Annotated in this window: 19 protein-coding genes and 1 tRNA gene; 13 read left to right on the plus strand and 7 right to left on the minus strand. The window is 69.9% G+C overall.

Annotation, left to right across the window (positions count from 1 at the left end):
* From OG472_RS20125 to OG472_RS20135, 3 genes are all read left to right on the plus strand, one after another.
* Positions 1-3201 (plus strand): type I restriction endonuclease subunit R, encoded by a 3201-nt coding sequence (locus tag OG472_RS20125; protein ID WP_405941828.1) that lies wholly within the window; start codon positions 1-3, stop codon positions 3199-3201.
* Between the two features lie 126 nt (positions 3202-3327).
* Positions 3328-4584 carry a hypothetical protein gene (locus OG472_RS20130; RefSeq protein WP_405941829.1) on the plus strand — a complete coding sequence of 419 codons (1257 nt, stop codon included), beginning with the start codon at positions 3328-3330 and terminating at the stop codon, positions 4582-4584.
* A 200-nt stretch (positions 4585-4784) separates the two neighbouring features.
* Complete coding sequence (locus OG472_RS20135) at positions 4785-6374, plus strand: protein kinase domain-containing protein (RefSeq protein WP_405941830.1); 1590 nt, start codon at positions 4785-4787, stop codon at positions 6372-6374.
* 786 nt (positions 6375-7160) lie between these two features.
* On the opposite strand, the gene OG472_RS20140 is transcribed toward OG472_RS20135, so the two are convergent.
* The gene (locus OG472_RS20140; RefSeq protein WP_405941831.1) at positions 7161-7508 is read right to left on the minus strand and encodes a helix-turn-helix domain-containing protein; all 348 of its coding nucleotides are present in this window, start codon (positions 7506-7508) and stop codon (positions 7161-7163) included.
* 420 nt (positions 7509-7928) lie between these two features.
* Here OG472_RS20140 and OG472_RS20145 point away from each other — a divergent pair, with 420 nt between their 5' ends.
* From OG472_RS20145 to OG472_RS20170, 6 genes are all read left to right on the plus strand, one after another.
* Positions 7929-8510, plus strand: a complete 582-nt coding sequence (locus tag OG472_RS20145) for a hypothetical protein (protein WP_405941832.1) — start codon at positions 7929-7931, stop codon at positions 8508-8510.
* A gap of 262 nt (positions 8511-8772) precedes the next feature.
* Complete coding sequence (locus tag OG472_RS20150) at positions 8773-9420, plus strand: hypothetical protein (RefSeq protein ID WP_405941833.1); 648 nt, start codon at positions 8773-8775, stop codon at positions 9418-9420.
* A 226-nt stretch (positions 9421-9646) separates the two neighbouring features.
* The gene (locus OG472_RS20155) at positions 9647-10585 is read left to right on the plus strand and encodes a hypothetical protein (protein WP_405941834.1); all 939 of its coding nucleotides are present in this window, start codon (positions 9647-9649) and stop codon (positions 10583-10585) included.
* Positions 10578-12053 carry a hypothetical protein gene (locus tag OG472_RS20160; RefSeq protein WP_405941835.1) on the plus strand — a complete coding sequence of 492 codons (1476 nt, stop codon included), beginning with the start codon at positions 10578-10580 and terminating at the stop codon, positions 12051-12053. Before OG472_RS20155 ends, OG472_RS20160 begins: the two co-directional genes overlap by 8 nt.
* A gap of 396 nt (positions 12054-12449) precedes the next feature.
* Positions 12450-12522, plus strand: a tRNA-Arg gene (locus OG472_RS20165).
* A 231-nt stretch (positions 12523-12753) separates the two neighbouring features.
* Positions 12754-13620 (plus strand): nitroreductase/quinone reductase family protein, encoded by an 867-nt coding sequence (locus OG472_RS20170; RefSeq protein WP_405941836.1) that lies wholly within the window; start codon positions 12754-12756, stop codon positions 13618-13620.
* Here OG472_RS20170 and OG472_RS20175 read toward each other — a convergent pair.
* The 5 genes from OG472_RS20175 to OG472_RS20195 form a co-directional block, all read right to left on the minus strand.
* Positions 13544-14842: an ATP-binding protein gene (locus OG472_RS20175; protein WP_401608447.1), complete on the minus strand. Its 1299-nt coding sequence runs from the start codon at positions 14840-14842 to the stop codon at positions 13544-13546. The two genes, OG472_RS20170 and OG472_RS20175, sit on opposite strands and share 77 nt — an antisense overlap.
* Before the next feature lie 316 nt (positions 14843-15158).
* A complete protein-coding gene (locus OG472_RS20180; RefSeq protein WP_401608444.1) occupies positions 15159-15887 on the minus strand; it encodes a sortase domain-bontaining protein in 729 nt (242 codons plus the stop codon).
* Positions 15888-16070: 183 nt separating this feature from the next.
* Positions 16071-16274 (minus strand): hypothetical protein, encoded by a 204-nt coding sequence (locus OG472_RS20185; protein WP_401608443.1) that lies wholly within the window; start codon positions 16272-16274, stop codon positions 16071-16073.
* Positions 16275-16409: 135 nt separating this feature from the next.
* Positions 16410-18455, minus strand: a complete 2046-nt coding sequence (locus OG472_RS20190; RefSeq protein WP_405941837.1) for an MFS transporter — start codon at positions 18453-18455, stop codon at positions 16410-16412.
* Positions 18456-18564: 109 nt separating this feature from the next.
* Positions 18565-21207 (minus strand): hypothetical protein, encoded by a 2643-nt coding sequence (locus OG472_RS20195; RefSeq protein WP_405830567.1) that lies wholly within the window; start codon positions 21205-21207, stop codon positions 18565-18567.
* Between the two features lie 186 nt (positions 21208-21393).
* Here OG472_RS20195 and OG472_RS20200 point away from each other — a divergent pair, with 186 nt between their 5' ends.
* The 3 genes from OG472_RS20200 to OG472_RS20210 all read left to right on the plus strand — a co-directional run bounded on the left by OG472_RS20200 (position 21394) and on the right by OG472_RS20210 (position 23713).
* A complete protein-coding gene (locus OG472_RS20200) occupies positions 21394-22128 on the plus strand; it encodes a GPP34 family phosphoprotein (RefSeq protein ID WP_266384369.1) in 735 nt (244 codons plus the stop codon).
* 274 nt (positions 22129-22402) lie between these two features.
* A complete protein-coding gene (locus OG472_RS20205; protein ID WP_361762318.1) occupies positions 22403-23287 on the plus strand; it encodes a helix-turn-helix transcriptional regulator in 885 nt (294 codons plus the stop codon).
* Between the two features lie 216 nt (positions 23288-23503).
* Positions 23504-23713, plus strand: a complete 210-nt coding sequence (locus OG472_RS20210; RefSeq protein ID WP_319722484.1) for a DUF397 domain-containing protein — start codon at positions 23504-23506, stop codon at positions 23711-23713.
* Positions 23714-23942: 229 nt separating this feature from the next.
* Here the strand turns inward: OG472_RS20210 and OG472_RS20215 are convergent, their stop codons facing one another.
* Entirely contained in the window at positions 23943-24800 is an 858-nt protein-coding gene (locus OG472_RS20215) for a hypothetical protein (RefSeq protein WP_401608432.1), read from the minus strand.
* A gap of 120 nt (positions 24801-24920) precedes the next feature.
* Between OG472_RS20215 and OG472_RS20220 the strand changes: the two genes are divergently transcribed.
* Positions 24921-26183 carry a PLP-dependent aminotransferase family protein gene (locus OG472_RS20220; RefSeq protein WP_405941838.1) on the plus strand — a complete coding sequence of 421 codons (1263 nt, stop codon included), beginning with the start codon at positions 24921-24923 and terminating at the stop codon, positions 26181-26183.
* Positions 26184-26205 lie beyond the last annotated feature (22 nt).

Consider the following 26205-nt stretch of genomic DNA (forward strand, 5'->3'; position numbering starts at 1 on the left):
ATGAGCCCCATCCACACGGAGTCCGCCTTCGGGGACGCCATCGTCGCCGCCATGGTCGAGCGCGGCTGGCGCGAGGCGCGCCCGCAGGACTACCAGGCCGATCTCGGCCTGGACACCAACGAACTCTTCACCTTCATCGGGGCGACCCAGCCCGACGAGTGGAGTGAGTTGCTCACCGTCTACGGCGGTGACCCGAACGAGGCACAGCGCGGGTTCGCCGCCCGCCTCGACCAGGCCATCGCCACCAACGGGCTCCTCGACGTCCTCCGCAACGGCGTCAAGGACCGCGGGGTCCTGCTCCGCGTCGCCTACTTCAAGCCCAACCTCGTCGCCCACGACTCCGTACTGGACGGCTACCGGGCCAACCGCCTCACCGTCGTCCGCGAACTCGAGTACGCGACGAAGCAGGCCGACTGGGGCAACCGGCTCGACCTCGCCCTCTTCCTCAACGGAATCCCGGTCGCCACGGCCGAGTTGAAGAACCCGCTGACCAAGCAGGGGGTGGAGCAGGCCAAGGAGCAGTACCGCACCGACCGCGACCCCACCGAGCTGATCTTCACGCGCCGCGTCGTCGCGAACTTCGCCGTGGACCCAGACCTGGTCTTCGTCGCCACCCAGCTCAAGGGCAAGAACACGCGCTTCCTGCCGTTCAACACCGGCTCCAACGGCCCCGGCCAGCCCGGCGGCGCCGGCAACCCGGCCCCCACCGCCTACGGCACGTACGCGACCTCCTACCTCTGGGAGCAGGTCTGGCAGCCGGACAACTGGCTGGACCTGCTCCAGCGGTTCGTGCACCTGCACAAGAGCAAGACGCCAGGCGGCGGCACGACGAAGGCGATGGTCTTCCCGCGGTTCCAGCAGTGGGACGCGGTCAAGAAGCTCACCGCGCACGCCGCCACCCACGGCGCCGGCCACGACTACCTGGTCATGGCCTCGGCCGGCTCCGGCAAGTCGAACACCATCGGCTGGCTCGCGCACCGCCTCAGCGACCTGCACACCCCGGCTGACCCGCGCGCACTCGACCCCGAGGCCATCGCCAAGGGCCTCAAGCCGGGCGTGCCGGTCTTCGACAAGGTCATCGTCATCACCGACCGCCGCAACCTGGACGCGCAGCTCCGCGAAACGGTCGGCAACTTCGAGCAGACCGCCGGCCTGGTCGTGAAGATCGACGAGAAGTACGGGGCGAAGGGCGAGCAGCTCGCCAAGGCGCTCTCCCGCGACACCGGGAAGATCGTCACCGTCACCCTGCACTCCTTCCCGGCGCTGCTCGACTACCTCCAGCGCAACCCCACGGAGATCCAGGGCAGCAGCTTCGCGATCATCGTGGACGAGGCCCACTCCTCGCAGTCCGGCGACGCCGCCACGGCCGTACGGTCCGCGCTGCGCGACCTCGGCCTGGACTCCGACTCGGACGACGCGGGCGCGACCACGGTCAAGGCCCCGGCCGCCGCAGCCCTCGACGAGCAGCTCAAGAAGAGGGCCGAGCAGCGTTCCCGCGCCGCAAACCTCTCCTACTTCGCGTTCACCGCCACGCCAAAGGCCAAGACCCTCGAACTCTTCGGCACGCTCGAGGACATCGACGGCAAGGCGGCCTACCGGCCCTTCCACACGTACTCGATGCGGCAGGCGATCGAGGAGGGCTTCATCCTCGACCCGCTGCGGAACTACGTCACGTACAACACGTACTGGAAGCTGGTGAACCAGAACCCCGACGAGCGGGAGGTCGACCCGTCGAAGGCGAACGGCCTGCTCGCCCGGTACGCGCTCACCCATGACTCGACGGTCGCCCAGCACGCCCAGGTGATCGTGGAGCACTTCGTGGCGCACAGCCGGGGCCGTCTCGGCGGCCGGGCCAAGTCCATGGTGGTGACCGCCTCCCGGCAGTCCGCCGTGCAGATGGCGCGCGCGATCAAGAGCTACATCAAGGATCGGGACTACGACACCAAGTACCCCGACCTGGGGGTCCTCGTCGCCTTCTCCGGCTCGCTCACCCTCGACGGCGAGGAGACCACCGAACCGAAGGAGAACGGCGGGCTGTCGGAGAGCGCGCTGCCGAAGGCGTTCGCGTACACACGTGTCGACGACAAGGCCGCCCGGGCCGGCGGTACGGGCCAGCGCGAGTACCGGATCCTGGTCGTGGCGGAGAAGTACCAGACCGGCTTCGACCAGCCGCTGCTGACGACGATGTACGTCAACAAGTCACTGACCGGCATCTCAGCCGTCCAGACCCTGTCCCGGCTGAACCGGACCGCCGAGCGCAAGAGCCAGGCGGACCTGGCGGTCCTGGACTTCGTCAACGACGCCAACGACATACAGGACGCCTTCCGCCCGTATTTCGAGGAGGCGAACACCCTCCCCTCCGACCCCAACCTGCTCTACACCGCGCAGAGCCGGGTCATGCAGGCGGCGATCCTGTCCGGGCAGGAGATGGACGAGTTCGCCGCCGCGTACTTCGCCGCCAAGGAGAAGGCCGCGGGCTCACAGTCCAAGTGGGAGAAGCTGCACGCCGAGCTGTACCGGCTGCTCTCCCCCGCCGTCGCCCGCTTCACGCCGCTGCTCGAAAGCGAGGAATCGGACGACCAGGAGGCCGCGGAGGACTTCCGCGCCGCCCTCAACGACTACGTCAGGAAGTACGGCTTCCTCGCGCAGATCGTCCCGTACCAGGACGCCGAGTTGGAGCGGCTGCACCTCTATGGCCGCTACCTGCTCAACCGGCTGCCGCGCCGGGCGGACGGCGGCGTGGACATCGGCGAGATCGACCTCAGCCACATGCGGGTGGAGAAGACCGGCGAGTACGACGTCTCCCTCACTTCGGAGGGGCCGACGACGATGCAGGGCTTCGGCGACGGCTCGGGCGGTGCCAAGGAAGCGGAGAAGTCGCTGCTCTCGCAGTTGATCGACAAGTTCAATGAACGCTTCGGCACCGAGTTCACCGAGCAGGACGTCATCCGCCCGTTCGAGGAGGCCAAGGCCGACCCGAAGGTGCGGGCAGCGGCCGTCGTCAACGACGAGGAGAACTTCGGCCTCGTCTTCGACAACGTCTTCGCGGACAAGATGGCCGACCACATCGACACCATCGCGGGCATGGGCCGCCAGTACTTCGGCCCCGACAAGGGCTTCAAGTCCAGTCTGGACCGCAGTGCCCGCAAGGCCGCCTGGCGGATGATCCGCCGCGAAGAGGGCCTGGACGACGACTTCTGATGTGTGCGCCCCGGTCGGAAGCACCGGCCGGGGCGTCCTTTGGAGGAAGACCTCGGCTCCTGCACGGCGATCGCCGTGCTCACCCCACTACCCCTCAACTGCGAAAAGCCACTTCAGGAGCGGGCAATGGACAACGCGATTCAGCTGATCAGTGATGGTGATGGACTGGCGGTCATCGGGAATCCGACGGATGTCGAACGCTTCCTCGCCTCGGAGGGACTGCCGTCGAAGGACCTCGGAGCAGGACGGCTCAAGTCCGTCTTCGACACCGGGGTTGCCGTCGCGCAGGCAGGTTCGGAGATAGCAGCCAACTCCGGTCGCTGGGTGAAGCTGACCACGGAGTCCGCGCAGCGTCTCAAGAAGTTCGGGCTGATGGAAACCAAGACGCCAGGCGTCAGCCATGCGATGTTGGGCAAACCCGGCTCGATCAAGTCATGGCTCCAGATCGAGAAGGGGGCCGGCTCGTTTCTGACCAACCCGGCGCGTCTGGCTGGTGCCGCGGGCATCATGGCGCAGCTCGCGATGCAGCAGACCATGGACGAGATCACCGACTACCTCGCCGCGATCGACGAAAAGGTCGACGACGTGCTCCGCGCCCAGAAGGACGCCGCGTTGGCCCGCATGATCGGCATGGACCTCGTGATCGAGGAGACCATGACCATCCGCGAGCAGGTGGGTCGGGTCTCCGATGTCACGTGGTCAAAGGTGCAGGCCGCACCGGCGACGATCGCAGAGACCCAGGCGTACGCGTTGGGTCAACTCGACGCACTCGCAGAGAAGGTGGAGCGCAAGAGCCAGTCCAAGATCGGCGATCTCGCCACGGCGGCCAGCGAAGCCGAGTCCAAGGCTCAGGAGTGGCTCGCCGTTCTGGCTCGTTGTTTCCAGCTTCAGGACGCGATCGCCGTGCTCGAACTCGACCGAGTGCTGGACACGGCTCCGGAGGAGCTGGACCGGCATCGCCTCGGGCTTCGGGCTGCCCGACAGAACCGGCTGGATCTCATCTCGCGGAGCACCGAGCGTCTGGTGGCCCGGATGAATGCGGCTGCCGCCACCGCCAACGCGAAGGTGCTGCTGCACCCGACCAAGTCCCCGGCCATAGTCCAGTCGAGCAATCATGTCGCAACCGGCGTCCATGACTTTCACGGGCGGCTCGGGATTGAGTCCGGCCGCCGGTCATCGGATGCGAGACGATGGGTGCACGCGGCCGCGGAGGCGAGGGACAAGGCGCTCGAGACAGGGGCAAAGGGCGTCGGTGCCGCCAGAAGCCTCGGCAACGAGACCCTCGACCGGGCCAGCTCGATGAAGGGGAAGGTCTCCAGCGGGATCGCCGAGCTGGCGCGCCGTCGGCGCGGGGACGAGGAGGGACGCGCCCAGGACGGCTGAGCCCGATCCGTCGGTCGGCTTCCAGATCTCCGAAGTGGTGGCGTTCTTCGACTCGGCTCACCGTGCAGAAGGCGCGTGCCGGTCCCAGCGGTCGGCGGCCCCGTGGCCTCTCGCGCACCGTGATCGCTGGACGGCAGATCGACGCAGCGGCCACACTTGACCCCTGACCGTGACCGTTCATCACGCACACCGGGGGCAAGGTGCCGCAGGAGGCGATCTCAGACCGTTACGAACTCCTGGAGGAGCTCAACCACGGCGGCATGGGCGACGTGTGGCGCGGCTACGACGCCGTGCTCGACCGACCCGTCGCCGTGAAGCTCATCCGGCAGGCGTCGGTCACCTCCCCGCAACTGGCCGAGGAGTTCGCCAAGCGCTTCCGCCGCGAGGCCCGCATCACCGCGCGCATCCAGCACCCCGGCGTGCCGCAGGTGTACGACGCGGTGCTCGACGCGTCGTACGAGCGGCTGTTCCTGGTGATGGAGCTCGTCGACGGTGTACCGCTGTCCGCCTACCTGAACCCCGGCCGGCCGCTGCCGGTCAGCTGGGCGGCCGCCGTCGCCGCGCAGGTCGCGACCGTACTGTCGTACGCGCACGACGTCCCGGTGATCCACCGCGACCTCAAGCCGGGCAACATCCTCGTCGCACGCGACGGCACCGTGAAGGTCCTCGACTTCGGCATCGCCGCGATCCTGCGCACCGATGTCACCAAACTGACCGCCACCGGCAGCCCCATCGGCACCCACCAGTACATGTCGCCCGAGCAGGTGCGTGGCGGACGCATCACCCCGCAGACCGATCTGTACGCGCTGGGCTGCGTGCTGCACGAACTCCTCAGTGGACGACTCGCGTTCGAGGCGGACAGCGAGTACATGCTGATGTACCAGCACGTCAACGCCGCCCCCACCCCGCTGCGGCAGCTGCGGCCCGACGTCCCCGAGGCGTTGGAGGAGCTGGTCCTGCACCTGCTGCGCAAGGCGCCCGAGGCGCGGCCCGCCGACACCCAGGAGGTGTACGCGCGGCTGCTGCCGTTCCTGCCGCCTCCGGGCCAGGAGCCCGGCACGGCCGATGCCGGGCCAGCCGGCGCGCCCGACCCGACGGGCGTCTTCCGTCGTCCTTTCGCGCCCCGCGCCCGCGCCCAGTCGCCCGTACCTGATGATGTGCCGCCCACGGCCGTCCTCCCGGGGGCCCGGCCGGTGCCCGTTCCCGCCCAACTGCGTGAGGACATCAAGGCGGCGTACGCCCATTCCGACGCCCTGCTGGAAGAGGAGCGGTTCACTCAGGCCGCCGAGGTGCTCGGCGAGATCATCGAACCCGCGGCCCTCGCCCTCGGCTCCGAGAGCAAGGCCGTTCTGGCGCTGCGCCGCCAGCGAGCGGCCATCCGCCTCCTCGGCGGCGACTACCGGGCCGCCCTGCCCGAGTTCGAGGCCCTCTCCGACGCCTACGCCCGCATCGCCGGGCCCACCGGCGAGCAGTCCCGCGCCTGCCGCGCCCAAGCTGCCCGGTGCCGCGCCGAACTGGGCCAGGTCACCGACGCGCTCGCCGCGCTCCAGGGCGTGCTGAACGTCGTGCGGGCCGTCGACAGCGACGTGAGCGAGGAAGCGGTGGAGCTGCGGCACAACATCGGGATGCTGCTGCTCGCCCAGGGCCGAGCCGCCGAAGCCCGGCAGGTCCTCGAACCGCTCCATCAGGACATGTGCATGGTGTTCGGCCCCGACGACGAGATGACCGTCGAGATTGCCGCGGCGCTGGCCCTGATCCGCCTGGACCTCGACGGCGACGCTGCCAGGTAACCCGCTCGTACACCTCGCGGGCTCGGCTGGAGTCACTGAAGCAGGCCAGGCACCCGCACGTCCGCACCATCCGCATCGCCCAGGGGATCCGCGGCGGCGCCCTCGCTCCGGATAGTGGCGACATCTTCGTACTGCTACGCGTGATGTCGCACGACAAGGCCATCACCTGGGCGATCAAACAGCGCGCCAGCCTCACTGCAACGCTTGTGAGGTACGGAACACGCACACCTGCATCGAGGCCCTTCGGCTCCCCTGTGCCGGTCGCCAGGTCCAGCTCCGCGACGACCGCCTTCGAACCGCCCACCCGGGGTGAGCGTGACCCAGCCGTCCGGGATCCAGCCTTCGAGGTAGCCCTCCACGAACAGCTCAAGTTCTGGGATACCGAGGTACGCCACTTCACCGACGGCCTGCCGCCAAGGAACCCACAGCATCGGCGGCCGGGAGTCACCTCCGACGTGCACCGTGTACAAACGCGCGTTGCGACGCACGCCGTCTCCGCACGACGGAAGGTCCAGCCGGGCGACCGTTCCGCCGAAGCGGAGAACCGGACCGACAGCGAGCCGACAAGCAGCTGCTCTGTACGACTCTCCCAATGCACACGCAGCCATGGGGAGACTCACAAGCCCAGGCGGGTCCCGAACAAGACCTAGCCGGTGAACCTCGTCAAAGCACACGAGGTACACCTCACGCCGCACCTTTGGTGCATACATAGCCACAAGAAAAAGAATGCCCCGCCAGGAGCGTGGCGCACTCCGGGCGGACCGAACGGGTTGGCAGCCGACGAACTCAGGACTCGGGCGGCGTCGGCGGCAACGCCGCCGGCCCAGGCCAGACCTGGAAACCAAAGGCCGCTTCAATGCGGGCGAGCGTGCCCGAGTCCGGCATGACCCTGCCGTTGAGCACCCTGCTGATCGTCGAATGAGTCAGGCCCGTCACTTCCGCGAGGCTGCGCAGAGTATGCCCGGTAGACGACATGGCCCGTGCAAGGTTCCTGGCGAGGGACTGGCCGTAGTAGGCACTGACCGGCGCATCAGGAGCGAGAGCGGCATGAGGCCAAGCGCCGTCCACGACGTAGTCGCGCGGCTGCTTGTCGTTGCTGCTCCGGGGCATGCCGAGATCATCCCACGTACCCATGGGGCCGACCCTTCCCCTATCTCGGATCCCGCCGCGGAGACCTATCTGCTGTTGCAAGTACGGAACAGCATAGAGGTCCGCGGCCCCTCGGTACGGCACATTTGAGGGTCCGGGAGTGCCGCATGGCAGTAACGGGAGTGCCGCATGGCAGTAAGCGGCACCACCCGGGCCGCCGCACCCGCCTCCCCACCCCCCACTCGGGGACTACGTGCGTCCGACGTGCCGCTCCACCAAGCACTCTCAGATGTACCGCCGCCGGGGCATCGAGAAGACCACAGAAGACATGACGCCCAACTGAGCACGCTTCCTGAGGAGTTGCATCCAGGGTCCAGAGAATCCGCATGCTCGCATCTATGCATTCCCCTGCGGAGCGCGCGAAGGCTCGCTAATTTGTGGGTGGATCACCAGAGGGGGCGGAGCATGACCACACCAGGCGCAGGATCCACGCACCCTCTCGTTGAGCATCTGCATGGCATCTGGGCTGGGGAACGCGCCAAACGGGCAACTGCACAAGAGGCGTTGACCGAAGTGCAACGTGAGCTGGCCGACGTCCAGCGCCGCTTTCACGATGCCGAGCAATCCTTCCTGGCGGCCGACGTACGGCTGTCAGCCGTGAGCGACACGATTCGCCAGGCCGAGGAGTTCTTGGGCGTGGACCCGCCCTCGTGTCTGCAGGCGGATTCAGGTGAACGCCCGAATGCCCCAGGCCCAGAGAGCTCCGACTCCCGCGCCGATGAGTCCGGTGAGCCACAGCAAGCGGCCGCCCAGCCAGGCGCCGATGCCGCCGCAAAGCCGAGGTCCCTCGAGAAGCTGATCATCGAGGCGCTCACAGACGGCCTGGAGACGCCCGTCTCGGCGATCGTCTCCCATGCCCAGCTGAACCGTCCGGGCACGACCCCTCGGCAGATCACCAACTGCGCGAGCCGCCTACAAGGCAAGGGGAAGATCCTGATCATCGGTCGCGGGCTCTACCGACTGGCCAACAAGGAGCCGCGTAGGTAGAGATCGCCATCTGCCACGCAGACAAAAGGCGCCGCCCGGGTGGGAAGACCCTGGCGACGCCGTGACACGTCAGCTGAGGGCCCACGCGCCGCCTCCAGGCTAGGCCATGGAACGGCGGCACACCCGGCCCTCGGGAATTTTGTGCATTCCGCACTTGATCACCAATGAGGGCCCACACCATGCTTATGGATGCATCTATGCACCGATGCGAGCAACAGACTGGTAGTAGCCGAGCGCTGCCGCACTCCCACGGGGGCACCCGATGACCACCGAGAGCGCCGCCCGCACAATGCTGCCCGGTGGTGGCTTCACCACCCTTCGCCAGCTACAACTACTCGATGCGGTGGCCGAACTGGGCGGCAGCGACCGGCAGAGCACGCCGGTCGCAGAGATCAGCACCAAGGTGGGCCTCAGGGCCTCGACCATCTCCGCCGCACAGGGCTTCCTTCGTCAAGCCGGCCTGCTGGAGACATACCGCGGAGCTCTTGCCGTAACCCCAACCGGCCTCCAGCTGACACGGCTGCGCACAGAAGACTCCGCCCGCGCCCGCCTCTTCCTGCGCGACCACTGGCGATCTGCCTGGTTCACCAAAGCAGCCACACGCCACCTGCGACAAGGGCCACTGGAAAGGACCGCGCTCGCCGAAAAACTCGGCCACGCGCTGTCTCCGACACGTGAGCGCTCGCTGTATCTCGTGGACTGGCTCGACTACGCGCTGATCGTCCACGTTGGCGAGGACGGGCTGACCCGGCTCCCCGACTCCGCCCCCGCCGACGAAGCCCCGTCGGCAAGCCTGCCCCTCACCTCTGTCGAGGAGGTCTTGGCACTGCCCGACGACACGTTCGTGGCGGTCATGCGGGCTTACGGGACTCTCCTCACCTCGCTCCGAGGGCCCGCGACCCGCGCCTAGCCAGGCCGACTCGCCCCACCGCACCGAATGACGCCCCGGGCCACCGCGCCCGGGGTGGCCTTCGGTGCGCTCTCATCCATTCGCCCACGCCGGGTTGCAGCGGAGATCACTCATGCCGACCGTAATGGTGCAAGTACGGAACACAATGAATCGTTCGAATCTTCCCAGTCGCAGGGTCGAGGGAGGGGTCGAACTGCTCTCGCCAACCCTCCGGAGGACCGTCATCATGGGAAGCGACCTGTCCCTCACTCACGCCATCGACCTCGTCATCGACTCATGGCGGGAGATGACCGCCCGCGACGAGATGTCCGAGCAGAGCTTCGACAAGTTCGGTCTCCTCATCAGGAGGTTCGGCCGGTACGCCACCGTGCAGGGCGCGCTGCTGCTCTCCGACGTGACCAGCGGCATCGCCGAGGACTTCGTCAATGCCAAGGGCCGAAGCCGCCACGGCCACGTCGCCGACTCTGCAGTAGCCACCCGTCTGGTCCGCCGGAGCGTCCTGAGGACCGCCTTCCGCACCCTGCGCGAGCTCGGGCTGAGCGACCAGGATCCGACCCGCGACATCGTCCTGCCGACCCGCAGCCACGAAGGGGTCCGGCCACTGACAGAGGACGAGGCCGTACTGCTGCGTCACCACGCCGCATACGCGACCCGGCCGACCCGGCACGCCGCCGCAGCCGCACTTGCCCTCGCTGGCGGACACAGCGGCGAGATCGGCCACACCGTCGTCGCCGACCTCGATCTGCCCCGCAGTCGCGTCTGGATGCACGGAGCGCGGAAGTATGACCCCCGCTGGTGCCGGCTGGACGCCTGGAGCCGCCACGTACTGACCGAACGAGCCCGCCACGTACTCGCTCAACACCCGAACAAGAGCACCGCGCGCCTTGCCGTGTCCTGCGCTCCGGCACCCGACCCGGCCCTGCAAGCACGTTCGTGCGTCGCCCTCCGCGATCTGCTGCGCAGGATCGGCCTCGCCGGGGAACCCGACGTCACACCGGCTTCCGTCACCACCCGGGCCGCCGTCGAGGCCTTCGAATCGACCGGACGTATCGAAGAGTCCGCCCGAAGTCTCGGACTGCGCTCTCTGGACCGGGCCGCCGCCATCATCGGCTACGACTGGCAGAACGACCGCATCCACACCGACGGGGGCCCGGCCCGTGCCTGACGACGTCTTCGGATCCCCCAAGCCCCAGCTCGAACGCCCGAATCGCAAACGCCAGCTCGCCGACCACGAACAGCGCAGCACCGCCGAGCGCGTCCGCGACTGCCTTGACTACCCGCTCCTCTACGAGATGGCAGAACTCCTGCCGCCACCGAACGCCGTTGGCTGCCCCCGCGAATACCCGGGCATCGTCTACCTCATCATGGCCGCCCTCACGCCCGTGACGAAGTCCAAGCGCTCCACCACAGGACTACTCGCATCACCCCAGGACTGGCGCAGCGCACGGGCCTACATCCGCCGCCACTTGGGCCGCCGGGCAGCGGCCGCCCTGCCCCTCACCGCGCCCTCCCGAGGCCAGTACCAAGACGCCCTGAACAATCTCCTCGTACCGGCCGCCGACCTCCTGGAGGAAGCGTTCCGCAGGTACGCCGCCCAGCAGGCGCTCAGCCAAGGACTCTTCCCCTCGGACGCCCCCAAGGTGTGGAGCCGTCCCGAGCGCCGGCAGCTCCTGGTCGGTGACGCCACTGTCCCCAAGGCCCCCTCGAAGGCCCGCTCGGTGGAGATCCACGACGAGGAAACCGGCCTGATCCGGAGCCACCGCGTCGACCCAGCCGCCCGCATCTACTACGAGAACGGAGAGAAGACGAAGCGGAAGGTGCGCGGCACCAAATGGTTCTTCGCATCCGGACGCGACACCGGTTATTGGACCCGCGTCATCCTGAGCTTCGCCCACGTAGCCGGCGGCGAGTACGAGGACGAAGCCGCCATTGCCGTCAGGCAGTTCCGAATGCTGAAGGAGTCGCTGCCCGACTGCATGGGCGTCGTGTACGACGGCGCCTTCCGCGGCGTCCACCGTGATGCCCTCGCACGGAACGGCCTACTGGCCATCAACAAGCAGCACGGGTCCGTCGCCCCCGTCTTCTACGAACGCATCACCCCCTGCCGAAGCGGCCACGAGCTTTGGTGCGACCAGGGACGCATCGCCGAGAGCATCCGCATCGACGACGGCACCCGCGTCCTCGAACCCGTCCCGATCATCAAACTCGAGCACCGGGCCGGAGCCACCAAGAGCCGCTGGTACCACCTCCTCAAGATCCCCTGCCGGCACGGCGACCACGACTACCGCGTCCCCGTCGGCATCACCACCACCCCAACCGACCGGACACTGCGCTGCGCGGACAGCGGCAAGCGCATCAAGAGCGACACCGAGCGCGGCTTCCACCGAGCCGAATACCTCCAGCAGATCCCCCAGGCCAGCCTCACCCACCAACTGCTGTACCCGTACCGGGCCGACTCCGAGTCCGTGCACAGCCAGTTCGACCTCAGCCTCTGGAACCGCCGCATGATCGCCTACGGCGTCGAACGCCAGAAGATCTTCGTCCTCGGATTCGCCCTCTCCCAGAACGCGACCAGCCACCAGATCCACCTCCAAGCCCGCAGCAGCGCCCAGCAGAAGCTCCGCGTCGCCTGAGGCACTCCGACCCAACGACGGCCGCACCCACCCCAGGGCGCGGCCGTCGCCGCATTTGCAGCCCCTCCAGGGGCAAGCGGAGCAGAACGGACACTCCAGCCGCCCCTCCTCGCACCCGCGACGCCCCGAGTCTCCCGGCTCTACACCTCAGACCCTCAGAACATGCAGGTCACGGCCATGCCTTCACCCCAGCCCCGCTCCCGCGGGAAACCATGCGCCCACTCCCAGCACGATCCGCTAGGCTGTCAGCGGTCAGTTGGCTACCAAGCGCGTGCTCGGGAAAGTGTCCGCGAGGGCATCTTCACCTGAGTGTGCGTACATCATCTGACCAGTGCGTTTGTCGAGGCAGTGCGCAGAACCCCTCTGGGGTTTCCGGCAAGGTTTTCGACAAGCCCCGCCTTCGTAGCTCAGGGGATAGAGCACGGCTCTCCTAAAGCCGGTGTCGCAGGTTCGAATCCTGCCGAGGGCACACTCCGAGGACCTCCAGCCGGAAACGGCTGGAGGTCCTTCTTCGCTCTGTGGTTACATGGCGCACGTGTCGCGTGACGCCGCCTACTGAGATGTGGGCCGGGCGGTGGTTGGGCAGGCACCTGTCGTTGAAGGACCGGGCCCATGGGCATCTACGCCACCGGCTACGGGTGATCTCCCTCGGTTTTGCCGCTGCCATCGCACGCACACACCGTGAGGAAATCCACACTCCGTGTCATCTTCGTTCAATCAGACTGTCATTGATGAGTTCAGGGCCAATGCCGGCCGCGTCGGCGGGCCCTTCGAAGGGTCCGAGCTGATCCTGCTCACCACCACCGGAGCCAGGTCCGGGAAGCCCCACACCGTCCCGCTCGGGTTCCTGCGCGACGGAGGCCGCGACGCCGGGGATCTGCTCGTCGTGGGGTCCGCGGCCGGGGCCGACCGGCATCCCGCCTGGTACCACAACCTGCTCGCGCGCCCCCTCGTACGGGTGGAGACCGGGGCCGAGGAGTACGAGGCCGTCGCCGTGCCCGCCGAAGGGGCGCGGCGGGACGAGCTGTTCGCGCGCGTCGTGCGCGAGGAGCCCGGGTACGGGGAGTATCAGGCGCAGACCGGGCGGGTGATCCCCGTCGTGGTGCTCCAGCGGACGCACGAGGCGGCCTCGGGCGAGGGCGGGATCGCCGGGAAGCTGCTCGACGTGCACGGGTGGCTGCGGGCGCAGCTGGACCTCGTACGCGAGCTCGTACGGGACCGGGCGCGCGAGGAGCCGCACGGTGGCGGGGCGCTGCCGCTCGGGCTCCAACTGCGCCAGCACTGCCTCGCGTTCTGCCACTCGCTGGAGTTCCACCACAAGAGCGAGGACGCCGGCCTCTTCCCGTACCTCGCGCAACAGCACCCCCACATGCGGGAGTTCTTCCGCAGGCTCGACGCCGAGCACCGCGGCATCGCACGGCTCCAGCAGGAGCTGGTGCAGGCGCTGGACACGCCGGGCGGTGCGGGATTCGGTGAGCGGATGGAGCGGCTCAGCCGGGAACTGGAGGCTCATCTCGACGCCGAGGAGGCGCAGTTGATCCCCGTCTTGCGGGCCCTGGGAGCGTGACGCGGGCCTCGGCGCCGCCCTCCTTCCGGTTGCGGAAGGCGAGGGTGGCGCCGAGGGCCCGCGCCTGGCCCACGGCGATGGTCAGGCCCAGCCCGTGGCCCTTGTTCGTGCCCTCCGTACGGAACCGCTGCGGGCCGCAGGTGAGGAGGTACTCCGGGTAGCCGGGGCCGGCGTCGGTCACGGTCACGGTCCGGCCGTCGACGGTGACCGTGACCGGGGCCGCGCCGTGACTGTGCGCGTTGGCCACGAGGTTGCCCAGGATCCGCTCCAGGCGGCGCCGGTCCGTCTCCACCCGCGGGGAAGAGAGCGCTTCCAGAACCGTGTCGGTGCCGGAGGCCCGGATCGTGCGCGCCGCCAGATCGGCCAGGTCGTACCAGTCCAGCTCCACGCTCTCGCTGCGCGTGTCCAGCCGGGAGATCTCCAGCAGGTCCTCGGTCAGCGCGCGCATCGCCCGTACGCGGTCCCGTACGAGCTCGGCGGGACGGCCCGGTGGCAGCAGCTCGGCGGCCGCGTTCAGGCCGGTCAGGGGGGTGCGGAGCTCGTGGGCCACGTCTGCCGTGAACCGCTGCTCCGCTTCGAGCTTGCTCTGGAGCGACGCGGCCATGGTGTCCAGGGCCCGGGAGACCGCCGCCACCTCGTCCTTGTGCCGCGCGCTGTCGTCGACCCGCGCGTCCAGGTCGCCCGCGCTGATCCGGCGGGCCACCTGCGCGGTCAGGTGCAGCCGCCGGGTGATGCGGGTGACGCCGAACGCCCCCATGAGGAGGGTGGCGCCGATGGCCAGCCCCGAGGAGCCGAGGATGGCCCGGTCCAGTTCGGCGATGGTCCGCTCGCCCGCCCGGAAGTCCACGGACACGGCTATCGCGGTGCCCTCCTCGGCGGGCGCGGCCGCCCACATGGCGGCGCGGCCGCGGTGCTCGCCCAGCGCCGTGCCGCGTTTGCCGCCGGCGGCCTGTGCGCGCAGCTTGGGAGGCAGGCCGACCGGGTCGATGCCCTCGCCGCGGGGCAGGCGCGCACCGGTCTCGTAGGCCCTGATGGTCCGTTCCAGCTTCGTCTGCGCCTTCTCGCGGGCGGTGGCGAGGGTCTGGTGGGTCATGGCGCGGTGCACGAGGACGCCGAGGATGGCCGCCAGCCCGCAGCACATGAGGGTGATGAAGACCGCGGCCTTCCAGATCAGGGTGGAGGTCCAGGCGGGCAGCCGCGGGCGCGACGGCCGCGCTCTCATCGGCGGGGCTCCGCCGGGGTGCCCGTGCCGACGACGATCTCGGTCACGGTGAGAGTGACAGCGACCGTGACGGAGCACATGGCCGTGCCTGAGGGCATGGCTGTGCCCCTGCCCATGTCCATTCCCATGCCTGTGGCCATGCCTGTGCCCATGGTGCTGCGCCGGATGTTGCTCATGGTCCCCGTTCCCCGTCCCCTGTTCGCGGTCCCTGCTCCGCGTCCCCTGCTCCGCGGTCCCCGTTCACCGTTCACCGTTCCCCCGGTGAGCTCACGGTAGTGCGCCCGTTTCGGCGGGTGGTCGGCGGGATCGCGCCGAATCAGGCCACGAGGTCGGCGTAGAAGATGACGTTGTTGGTGCGGTGCCCGTCCTTCACCTCGCCGCCGCAGGTCAGCAGGCGCAGCTCGGGCCGGTCGGTGTCCCCGTAGACCTTGCCGGTCGGAAAGTCCTTCTTGTTCACGTCCTCGATCTCGCGGATCTTGAACCTGGCCGTCTTCCCGTCCTCGCGCGGAACCTCCACCACGTCGCCGAGCCCGATCTTCTTGACGTCCTTCATCAGCGCCGGCCCGTGCCTGGTGTCGAAGTGCGCGACGAGCACGGAGACGCCCTTCTCGCCGGGGGTGACCCCCTCGGTCCACCAGCCGGGGGTGTCCGCGTCGGTGTCGGCGTTCGGCACGCCGAGCTCGCCGGAGACCGGGTCCACCGCGAGGTCGACCATCCGCTTCGCGTCCACGCCCGCCGCGTCGATCCTCATGCCGGTCGGCCTCGACCTGGGCAGTGCCGGGGCGGCGTCCGCCACGGGGGCGAGGGCGGGGGCGGCGGTGCTGCCGACCTTGGGGTCCGGCGGCAGCTTCGTCCCGCCGGCGCAGCCCGCGAGGCCCCCGCAGGCCGCGACGGCGAGGACGGCGGTCGCCACGGCACGGCCGGTCCGGCGGGCGGTCCCGCGAGCGGTCCGGCGGCCGGTCCCGCGGGCGAGGCCGTGGGCAGCGCCCTGAGCGGCGCCCTGGGCGGTGCGGGCGCGGCGGACGGGGGCGAGGGTGCTGGTCATGGCGTGCGTACTCCGTACGGGCATGCGGACGGGTGGGACGGCCATGACGCTACGGGGGACATATGTGGGTGTTCCGTCGGGGATGTAACGGTTCTCCGGCCGCCACCCGGCGAACAGGCTCCGACGGAAAAGGCCCTCCCGGCCGAAACCGGAAGGGCTACGTCCAGCAAAGACTCGACTCGGTCAGCTCAGGCCACTGGTGCGTTCGCCGATGCGGTCACCCTGCGGGGTGCCGGCCCGCTTGAGCGCGGCCTTCGTGTGCGGCCCGCCCTTGACCTTGCTCCGTACCGGACCGTCGAAGCCGTGCCCCGGCATACGCGGCGGCTGCGCCTGTTCCTGCGCCTTCGCGATGGCCGTCCGGACGTCGCGCTTCTGCTCTTTGTTCATCCCGTCGTCAACTCCCTCGGGAAGCACCCAATCGGACTACTGGGATCGTATGCATATATACGGACCAACGCACCCGGACCGGCACGTAAAGAATTCCGATCACGGGTTCCGGATCAGGTCCGGATCAGGTCCGGATCACCGGCGCGGCGGGGCCGGCAGCTTCGGCTGCCCCAGCGTCTGGTGGACCAGATCGTCCGGGCAGGGCGTTCCCCGCGGCAGCTGGTACTTCGCCGCCACCCGGTACTCCCCCGGCGCGGGCGCCAGCAGCTCCGTCCACACGTCGCCGGTGTCGTCCGGCGCCGCCTTGAAGAGGCATCCGGCGGTGTTCGCGTACTCCTTCCGGAGCGCGCCGCCCTCCCCGCTCCCGCCCCGCGCCTTCGACGCGAAGGTCTCCTGCGGCGGCGGTACGGGCTTCCCCGCCGCGTCCACCAGCCCCAGCCACGGGGAGTGCGGGATCCGCACCAGCACCCGCCCGGGCTTCTTCACGTCGATGACCAGCCGGTCGGCGCTCGCCCGCAGCACGGTTGCCGGTCCGGCCACCAGGTCGGTCGGCTCGTGGACCTTGAACAGCTGCCAGTTCGCGTCGCCCCACACCTGCTGGAGGTACGGGAGCCCCTCGCGCACGAGCTTCGCCTCGTCCTCCCCGCCCGAGTCGGGTTTGTCGGCCGGCAGCACCACGTAGTGCACGGCCCAGCGCTCCAGCCAGACCCGGTAGCTGTCGGCGGTGAGGGTGTCGTCGTAGAAGAGCGGGTTGCGCTCCAGGTCGGCCTGCCGGTTCCAGCCGCGCGCGAGGTTCACGTACGAGGGGAAGGCGGAGGACTCGCGGTGGCTGCTGGCCGGGACCACCTCGACCCGGCCACGGTCGGCGCCCGCCTTCTGCAGCTGGTCGACGAGCGGGGCCAGCTCACGGTTCCATGCGGCCACCGGGGTGGTGCGGATGATGTCCGTGATGCTGTTGGCGGTGATCCAGGCGTTCAGCCCGACGAAGGCGAGCAGCACCCCGTACCAGCGCCGCGAGCGCGGGAGCTCGTACGCGAGGGCCGCGAGCAGCACGGCCCCGCCGAACAGCATCACCAGCCGGGTGACGTTCGAGCCGACCTGGGAGTCGATCACCCAGGTCAGGAAGACCCCGAGGGCGTAGACGGCGGCGGCGATCCGGACCGTCTTCCACCGCTTCGGTACGAGGAACAGGATCAGCAGCGCGAACACGAACGGCAGCCCGGCCGAGCCGATCTTCATCGGCTGCGTCCCCGAGAACGGGAAGAGCCAGGCCGACAGCCCGACCACGGCCACTGGGGCCAGCCCCAGCGCGTACGCACCGGGGCGCCGCCCGCTCAGGAACAGCGCGGCCGCGATCACCCCGAGGAACAGGCCCGCGACGGGGCTGGCGGCGGTCGCGAGCCCGGCCAGCGGGGCCGCGACCGCGGCCTTGGCCCAGCGCCGCCGCGCCCACTTGCGGGGCCAGCAGAAGACGGCGGCGACCGCGGCCAGGGCGAACATCGCGCCGAGACCGAAGGTGACGCGGCCCGACAGGGCGTTGCAGAGCAGCCCGTACACCCCGGCCAGGGCGGGCCACAGCGGCTCGCGCACGGCGCCGCGGCAGCGGGTGAGGATCAGCGCGAGCAGCCCGGCCGAGACGGTGCCCGCGATCATCATCGTGGTCCGGACGCCGAGCATGTGCATGAGGTACGGCGAGACCACGCTGTACGAGACGGGGTGCATGCCGCCGTACCAGGCGAGGTTGTACGCCGAGTCGGGATGGCGGCCCACGAACTCGGCCCAGGCGTCCTGCGCGGCGAGGTCTCCGCCGCTGTTGGCGAAGCTGAAGAACCAGACGACGTGCAGTACGGCGGCGAGCGCGGTGGCGACGGCCACGGGGTGGCGCCGGGCCCCGTCGAGGGCGGCACGGACCAGACCGGCGCGGGCGGTGCGGCGGGGCCGTATGCCGCCGGGGTCGGAAGTGGCGCCGCAGTCGGGGCTGGCGCCGGAGCCGGGAGTGGCGCCGAGGTCAGGAGTGGCGCCGGGGTCGGCGGACGGCGCGAGTACCCCCGGGCCGGCGGACTGCTCGGGCACGCCGGAACCCCGGCCCTCGCTCTCGCCCCGGCCCTCGCCCTCGGCGCCCTCGCCGTCGGTCGGCGGGATGGCGTCCTGACGCCGGCCCTGCTGCTCAGCAGTGGTCACTGCCGCTCTCCCCAACACTGAGTCCACACCCGCACACGTCCCGGGTGCCAAGACGCGCCCCGGCGCCCCGGGGTTGCCCGGGGCGCCGGATCCACGCTCTCACCGGATGTCAGCCGACGCGCGTCAGCTTGCTGCCGATGCCCGGCGCCGCCAGGTCGCTCTGCAGCGCCACCGGCACCTTCACCTGGCTGGCGCCCTCGCCGACGGTCAGCACGCCGACCTCGGTCCCGGCCGTCGCCGTCTGCGGCATCTTCGCGCCGCTGTCCGCGAGCTTGACGTCGACGGTCAGCGAGGCCCAGCCGACCGCCTGCACGTCGGCGGTGGCCACGACGGGCGTCCGGCCGCCGAGACCGTCGTCGACGTAGCCCACGACCTCGCCCTTCTTCACGACGGTCGCGCCGTCGAGGACCTTCTGGGTCTCGAGCATCAGCTGCTTGCTCGCGGCGAGCACGCTGTCGATGATCGGCGCCTTGTGCTGGCCGAGGACGGCTCCGACGATCAGCTGGTTGGTCTTGCCGACCTTCTTCTGGGCGGCGAAGAGGAGGTTTCCGCCCGCCTTGGTCGTCGTACCGGTCTTGATGCCGAGCGCGCCGGTGGGTCCGGTCAGACCGTTCCAGTTCCGCCAGTTCTTGCCGGACGGGTCCACCCAGCTGGTCTTCTTCGTGATGTCCAGCAGTGCTTCCATCTCGACCAGCTTCAGGCCCAGCTTCACCTGGTCCTCGGCGGTGCTGACCGTGGTCGCGTCCAGACCCGAGGGGTCCGTGTACGTGGTGTTGGTCATGCCGAGATCCTTGGCGGTGTCGTTCATCTTCTTGACGAACGCCTCCTGGGAACCGGAGTCCCAGCGCGCGAGCAGCCGCGCGATGTTGTTGGCCGACGGGATCATGAGGGCGGCGATCGCGTCGTACTCCGAGATCTTCTCGCCCTCCTTGACCGTGTCGAGGGTGGACTCGTTGTCGGTCGAGTTGTTCTTCTTGCCCTCGGTCTCGGCCGTCTTGTCGACGTCGATCATCGCGCCCTGCTCACCCTTCTTCATGGGGTGGTCGCGCAGGATGATGTACGCCGTCATCGACTTGGTGACGCTCGCGATCGGCACGGGCTTCTGCTCGCCGGACTGGCCGAGCGAGCCGAGGCCGGCGGCGGCCATGTAGGCCTGGCCCTCGGCGGGCCACGGCAGCTGGGGCTTGGAGCCGTCGAAGGTGTACGAGGACTTCGCGGTCATCACGAGCTTCGGCTCGGGCAGCGGGCGCACCAGCTGCACGACGGCCAGGATGATCGCCACGAGCACGACGAGCGGGGCGTAGATCTTGAACCGCCGGACGGCGGTGCGCATCGGGCTCGGCGGCGGAGGCGGGTTGTTGGTGAGGTCCGCCAGCATGTCGAGCGGCGGCTTGGGCGGCAGCGGCTGCTGAGTGGTCCGCTCGGACGGGTCAAAGGCTGCGGGCAGCTTCGGCCGCTGCCTGACCTCGGGCGCCGGCGCGACGCCTTCCGGACGCAGCGGCACGAAGGTGCTGCCCTTGGGCGCCTCGGCCGCGGGCTCTGCCTGGGCGGGCTTGGCCTCGGTGGGCTTGGCCTCGGTGGGCTTGGCCTGGGTGGGCTTGGCCTGGGCCGGGGTGAACCTGGCTTCGGCCGGCTTGGCCAGGGTCGGCTTCGGGGTGGCGGGCTTGGCGGCGGCGGGCTTGGCGGCGGGCTTCGGAGTCTCCGCCTTGACCGTATCCACCTTCGGGACCCGGAAGACGGCGGTGCGCTCGCTGTCCGCGGGCTTCTCGGGCGCGGGCTTGCCGGCTGCGGGCTTCTCGGGCGCGGGCTTGCCGGCGGACGGCTTCGCCTCATCGACCGAAGCCGAACCGGAAGGCAGCTTCACCGCGCGGAACACGGCCGTACGCTCGCTGTCCGCGGGCTCATCGGCAGCGGGCGCGGGCTTCGTCCGCTCCGGGGCGGAGGCCGAACCGGAATCCAGCTTCGGCGCCCGGAACACGGCGGTGCGCTCGCTGTCCGCAGGCTCTTCGACCGCGGGCGCGGGCTTGGGCTTCGATTCGGGTCCGGCTTCGGGCTTCCCCGCGGCGACATCCGGCTTCGGCGCCCGGAAAACGGCGGTGCGCTCGCTGTCGGCCGGCTTCTCGGCAGCGGGTGCCGCCGGGGCAGCGGTGTCGGCATCGGGCTTCACCGCACGGAACACAGCGGTGCGCTCGCCGTCCGCGGCCTTCGGCTTCTCCGCCGCCGAACCGGAAGCGGAACCGGAGTCGGAAGCAGAAGCGGAACGAGAAACGGAAGCAGAGACGGGCTCCTCGGAACGGTCGTCCGAAGCGGCCTCGCGCCGCGGCGCGGCAGCCGGCACCTCGGCCTCGGGCTCCTCCGCCGGAGCCCCTGCACCCGCGTCCGCACCCGCGTCCGCATCCGTGGCCGATTCCACCCGTTCGGAGGTCTCCGCGGGCTCGTCGGCCTTCGCGATCCATGCCGCCACCGCCTCGCGCAGCGGATCCGGCGCGCCCTCGGTTCCGGCCGCAGGCTCGTGCTCGGTTCCGGCCGCAGGCTCGGGCTCGGCAACGCGCTCGGCAGTGGCCTCGGCATCCGCCTCGACCTCGGCCTCGGCATCCGCCGCCGTCTCGGCCTCCGCCTCGCCGACGCGAGCGTCCCGGCCCTCCGGGTCCCTCGGCCGGAACACCGACAGCCTCGGATCACGCTCCGCGGACGACTCCGCCGCCCCCGGCGCTCCTGCATCTACCGACTTGTCGGGGGACTCGCCCGCCACCGTTCCTCCTCCATCGCCGCCACGTCCGGCTGTCCGAATGTCTAACAGTGTCCCGTCTCGGGGGCATCGCCCCCGTGCTAGACGAGAACGACATAGCTGCGGGTTCCCCCACAAAGCGGCCACGCGCTCTCGACAGATGAATGTGAGAGGCGTCACCCTGTCACTCATCCACGCGGGGAGGCATGGATGGGCAGGAGCCGCAGAACAATTCCGGAGGAGCTTCTGCTGCTCGCCTTGGACCCGACCACGGGTACCACGGCGCAGCCGCAGTCGCTCGACCTCGGCCTGGCCGGGGCACAGCTAGTGGAGCTGGCTCTGGCAGGACGGATAGCCCCTGATGGGGATCGTATCGCCGTGGTGATGCCACGGCCGACAGGAGATCCGACTCTGGACTCCGCACTGGAACTGCTGCGCAGGCGCGGCAGCCCGGTACGGGCCGTCCACTGGATCGGCGGACCCCGACTGGGGCTCCGTCAGATTTACCTCGCTCATCTGGAGCGCTGCGGCATGGTCCATGCCGTCGCGGGACAGATGTGCGGTGTGTTGCCGACAACTCGCTACCAGGCGACGGACACGGAGATCAGCCGGGAGATCCGAGCCCGGCTCGACAGTGCGATCCGCACCGGCGTACCGCCGGACCCGCGGACCGCGGCGCTTGCCGCACTGGCCCACGCGGTCGGACTCGGCAAGCACCTGTACCCCGGCAACGAGGGGCGGTCGTCCAGGTCCCGGCTGCGGGACCTGATCCGGCACGACCCGATGGGCGGACTCGTGGCGCATGCCGTGATGGACGTCCAGAACGGTGTGGCCGCACAGCCGCGCCGTGACCGCGCACCGGCGCCACCTGCCCGGGCCACGGCGAGCAGCGTCCCGCTGCAGCCGCGCCGGACGGGTGCGATGGCCCGCGCGGCCGCGCACTGATCCACCGGTTACAACCAGTTCGGGTCCACGGTCCATCCCGGATCCGGCTCAGCTCGATCGCAACGCCATCGCCGTGACCGACGTCCGCAAAGACCCGGTTCGGGAGCCGCCAGCGCGCGGGGTGGTGGGGCCGGTTCGCCGACCCCACCACCCCGCGCGTCTGTGTTTTCCCTGCCGTTCCCCAGCGGCGGCGCCCGCTTCGGTGGCAGTCTGCTCGACATCAGACACGCAGAGAGATCGCTGCACGACAGAAGAAGGCGGAGGTGCCGTTCCCGTGGCGTCCAATGTCAATCCCACCGTCCGACGCCGCCGACTGGGTATGGAGTTGCGCAAGCTCCGCGAGGACAAGGGCATGACGGCCGAACAGGTCGCCGAGCGCCTGCTCGTCTCCCAGTCGAAGATCAGCCGGCTGGAGAACGGCCGCCGTTCCATCAGCCAGCGCGACGTCCGCGACCTGTGCGACGTGTACGAGGTCGAGGACCGCCGGCTCATCGACTCGCTGATGCAGATGGCCAAGGACTCCCGCCAGCAGGGCTGGTGGCACGCCTTCGGCGACATCCCGTACAGCGTGTACATCGGCCTGGAGACGGACGCCGCCAGCCTGCGCACGTACGAACCCCTGGTGATCCCGGGCCTGCTCCAGACCACGGAGTACGCCCAGTCCCTCGTCCGCGGCGCCTGGCCGGAGACCGCCCCGGCCGACGTGGACAAGCGGGTCCAGGTCCGGATGCACCGCCAGAAGCGGCTCTCCGAGACCGACAACAACAACCCGGAGCTCGGCCCGCTGCGCCTGTGGGCGGTCATCGACGAGGCCGCGCTGCGCCGGCGGGTGGGCGACGCCCAGCTCATGACCCGGCAGCTGGAGTACTTGATAGAGCAGTCCGAGCAGCCGCACGTCACCGTGCAGGTGATGCCCTTCTCGCTCGGCGCCCATCCCGGGGTCAACGGCCAGTACGCGATCCTGGAGTTCCCGGACGCGTCCGACTCGACGGTCGTCTACATCGAGGGCGTGACGAGCGACCTGTACCTGGAGAAGGCCAACGACGTGCAGAAGTACAGCGTGATGTACGAACACCTGCGCGCCCAGGCCCTCAACGTCGACCAGACCCGGCAGTTCATCTCCGGGATCATCGACGAATATGCCGACAAGGGCGAATAGAGCGAATAGCGCGGCTAACGCCGTGATGTGCCGGGGTGGGTGGCGGAGGGGTCGGCACCGTACACCGTCACTCCCCGGCCACATAAGGCCTGAATGAATATGCCACTCGGTCGGGTGAACGCTTCGTTCACCTATCAGGAGGGCCCGGTAGCGTCGATCAGGTCAGCCGGAAATGGCCGACAAGACACCGGCACTACTCGCTCACCGGAGAGAAACATGGCTATTCGTCAGGGCGCCACGGTCAACTGGGTCAAGTCCTCCTACTCTGCCAACGGCGCCTGCGTCGAGGTCAAGTCACCCGTCATGGAGGCCATCGCCGTCCGCGACTCGAAGGTGCAGGACGGCCCGTCCCTCACCTTCGCACCCGGCTCGTGGACCTCTTTCGTCGCCGACGTCACCGAGGGCCGGCTGGGACGCCTCGCCTGAAGATCACGGCGCGTCCCAACCGTTGCGCCCTCACCGGCAGCAGCAGTGCTGCTCACCGCTTGTGCACCACTGACTGGAGCCCTCTCGACCGGTCCGCCGTCTTGGCCGAGGGGGCTCGGCCATGCCCGCGCACGGACGCCCCGTACGGGCCCACGTACGGCCACAGGCCCATGTACGGCCACGGGCACGCCCGCGGCCACGGGCGGCGCAGGCTCGGCCGGTGTCACGGTCAGCGCAGCTGGTCGACGTACCGGTCCGTCCCCGGCACCGTGGGGATGAACGGCGCCACCAGCTCCACCCTCCCCAGCCCCGCCTCGGCGACCTCCGCGTCCAGTCCCCGGAAACGGTCCCAGCACTCCCGCGGGTCGGCCTCCAGGAACCACAGCAGCGTCAGCCGGGTGTCGACCCCCTCGACCTGCTTGACGTACGTCATCCGGTCACCGGGCAGCGGGGTCGGCCGGAAGACCGTCACCATCGCGGCCGGGGAGCCGTGCAGCCGCTTCGGGAGGGCGCGCGAGCGCAGCCACTCCAGCAACTCGGCCCGCTGCCCGGGCCCGTCGGCGTCGACGACCTGGACCACGAGGCCGGCGTACGGGTGGTCGAGGGCGTGGAAGTCCCGCGGGCCGGCGGCGCCGTCGCGGTAGACGGTGGCCACATGGTCCTGGAAGGCCGTGAAGACGTGGGTGCGGTCCTGGTAGACCCGGCCGTCGCGGTTCAGGCGCTTGTTGATGCCGACGGTCCACTTCATGTGCTCGTCGTAGCGGCCCTCGGTGACCCAGTACGTCGATATGTAGCAGCCCGCGGTGACGGGCTGGGCGACGGCCGACTTCTCGGGGTAGCGCAGCTCCTGGAGCTCGCGGGTGGCGACCCAGCGGCGGCCCGCGTACATCCAGGGCATGGCCATGGCGCCGGCGTAGTAGTGGTCGTCCTCGTACCAGCGGTTGTACGCGAACTCGTGGCCCGGGTGCGGCTCCACCATGGTGATCAGCGCGTGGCCGGGGCGGACGCCGTAGGGGCCGACGGACGCGAGCGCGGCATAGTCGTCGGCGCGGGTGTCCTGCTGCGGTTCCTGCTCTCCTGTCGTCATGGGAACGGTCTAGCTGATGCAACGTCAGATGGGGAGAGGTCCGTCCACCACCTGATATATACATGCCGTCTACAGCTTTCCCTGGCTACGATGCGCGCACCCGTCTCCGGAGGAGCGCTCATGCCTGCTGCCGCCGTGCCCACCACCACCGTTGCCCCCGCCATCCCGGTCGGGCCCGCATCGCCGCCGCCCGCTTTCGCCGCCCGCGCCACCTCGGTCGAGGGTTCCCCCGTACGCGAGATCCTCGCGCTCACCGAACGCCCCGGGATCATCTCCTTCGCCGGCGGCCTCCCCGCGCCCGAGCTCTTCGACACCGAGGGCCTGCGGGCCGCGTACGACGCCGCCTTCGCCGCATCGGCGCGGCGCGCGCTCCAGTACTCGACCACCGAGGGCGCACCGGAACTCCGCGCGGCCGTGGCCGCCCGGGCCACGGCGCGCGGCCTGCCGACCGACGCCGACGACGTCGTCATCACCTCGGGCTCCCAGCAGGCCCTCACCCTCATCACCACCGCCCTGATCGAACCCGGGGACGTGGTGCTGGTCGAGAACCCCACCTACCTGGCGGCGCTCCAGTGCTTCCGGCTGGCGGGAGCGCGGGTGGTGGCCGTCCCCTGCGACGGGGAGGGCATCGTCCCCGAGGCCCTCGCGGAGCTCGTCGCGCGGGAACGCCCGAAGCTGCTGTACACCGTCCCCACCTTCCAGAACCCGACGGGACGCACCCTGCCGGCCGCCCGGCGGGCGGCGGTGGCACGGACGGCGGCGCGCCTCGGGCTGTGGCTGGTGGAGGACGACCCGTACGGCGAACTGCGCTACGAGGGCGCGGACGTCCCGTGGCTGGCGGCGCATCCGGGGGCGGAGGACCGCACGGCCCTGCTCGGCAGCTTCTCGAAGATCATGGCGCCGGGGCTGCGGCTGGGCTGGCTCCGGGCACCGGCAGCGCTGCGCCGGGCCGCGGTGGTCGCGAAGCAGGCGGCGGACCTCCACACCTCCACGGTGGACCAGCTGGCCGCGGCGCACTACCTGGCGACGGTGGACCTGGACGCCCACATCGGCACGGTCCGCGCGGCGTACCGCGAACGGCGCGACGCCCTGCAAGGCGCCCTGAGCCGGACCCTCCCGGCGGACTGCGAGTGGAACCTCCCCGAGGGCGGCATGTTCGTCTGGGCCCGCCTGCCCGAGAACCACGACGCGACCGCCCTGCTCAAGACGGCGGTCACGCACGGCGTCGCCTTCGTCCCGGGCGCCCCCTTCCACGCAACCACCCCGGACCCCCGCACCCTCCGCCTCTCCTTCACGACCCACACCCCACCGGAGATCACGGAGGGCGTGGCCCGCTTGGGACGGGCTCTGACGGAGTATGGACATGACGGCTCCGTGAGTTGACCGACATGTGGCCCCTCCGCCG

The organism is Streptomyces sp. NBC_00207, assembly GCF_045160965.1.
Classification (GTDB): Bacteria; Actinomycetota; Actinomycetes; order Streptomycetales; family Streptomycetaceae; genus Streptomyces.

Bases quoted from the DNA above. Each gene is read 5' to 3' on its own strand.
- OG472_RS20140 (WP_405941831.1), bottom strand. From the start codon at position 7,508: ATGGGTACGTGGGATGATCTCGGCATGCCCCGGAGCAGCAACGACAAG.
- OG472_RS20220 (WP_405941838.1), top strand. From the start codon at position 24,921: ATGCCTGCTGCCGCCGTGCCCACCACCACCGTTGCCCCCGCCATCCCG.
- OG472_RS20215 (WP_401608432.1), bottom strand. From the start codon at position 24,800: ATGACGACAGGAGAGCAGGAACCGCAGCAGGACACCCGCGCCGACGAC.
- OG472_RS20185 (WP_401608443.1), bottom strand. From the start codon at position 16,274: ATGAACAAAGAGCAGAAGCGCGACGTCCGGACGGCCATCGCGAAGGCG.
- OG472_RS20155 (WP_405941834.1), top strand. From the start codon at position 9,647: ATGGGAAGCGACCTGTCCCTCACTCACGCCATCGACCTCGTCATCGAC.
- OG472_RS20150 (WP_405941833.1), top strand. From the start codon at position 8,773: ATGACCACCGAGAGCGCCGCCCGCACAATGCTGCCCGGTGGTGGCTTC.
- OG472_RS20200 (WP_266384369.1), top strand. From the start codon at position 21,394: ATGGGCAGGAGCCGCAGAACAATTCCGGAGGAGCTTCTGCTGCTCGCC.
- OG472_RS20145 (WP_405941832.1), top strand. From the start codon at position 7,929: ATGACCACACCAGGCGCAGGATCCACGCACCCTCTCGTTGAGCATCTG.
- OG472_RS20175 (WP_401608447.1), bottom strand. From the start codon at position 14,842: ATGAGAGCGCGGCCGTCGCGCCCGCGGCTGCCCGCCTGGACCTCCACC.
- OG472_RS20210 (WP_319722484.1), top strand. From the start codon at position 23,504: ATGGCTATTCGTCAGGGCGCCACGGTCAACTGGGTCAAGTCCTCCTAC.
- OG472_RS20125 (WP_405941828.1), top strand. From the start codon at position 1: ATGAGCCCCATCCACACGGAGTCCGCCTTCGGGGACGCCATCGTCGCC.
- OG472_RS20130 (WP_405941829.1), top strand. From the start codon at position 3,328: ATGGACAACGCGATTCAGCTGATCAGTGATGGTGATGGACTGGCGGTC.
- OG472_RS20180 (WP_401608444.1), bottom strand. From the start codon at position 15,887: ATGACCAGCACCCTCGCCCCCGTCCGCCGCGCCCGCACCGCCCAGGGC.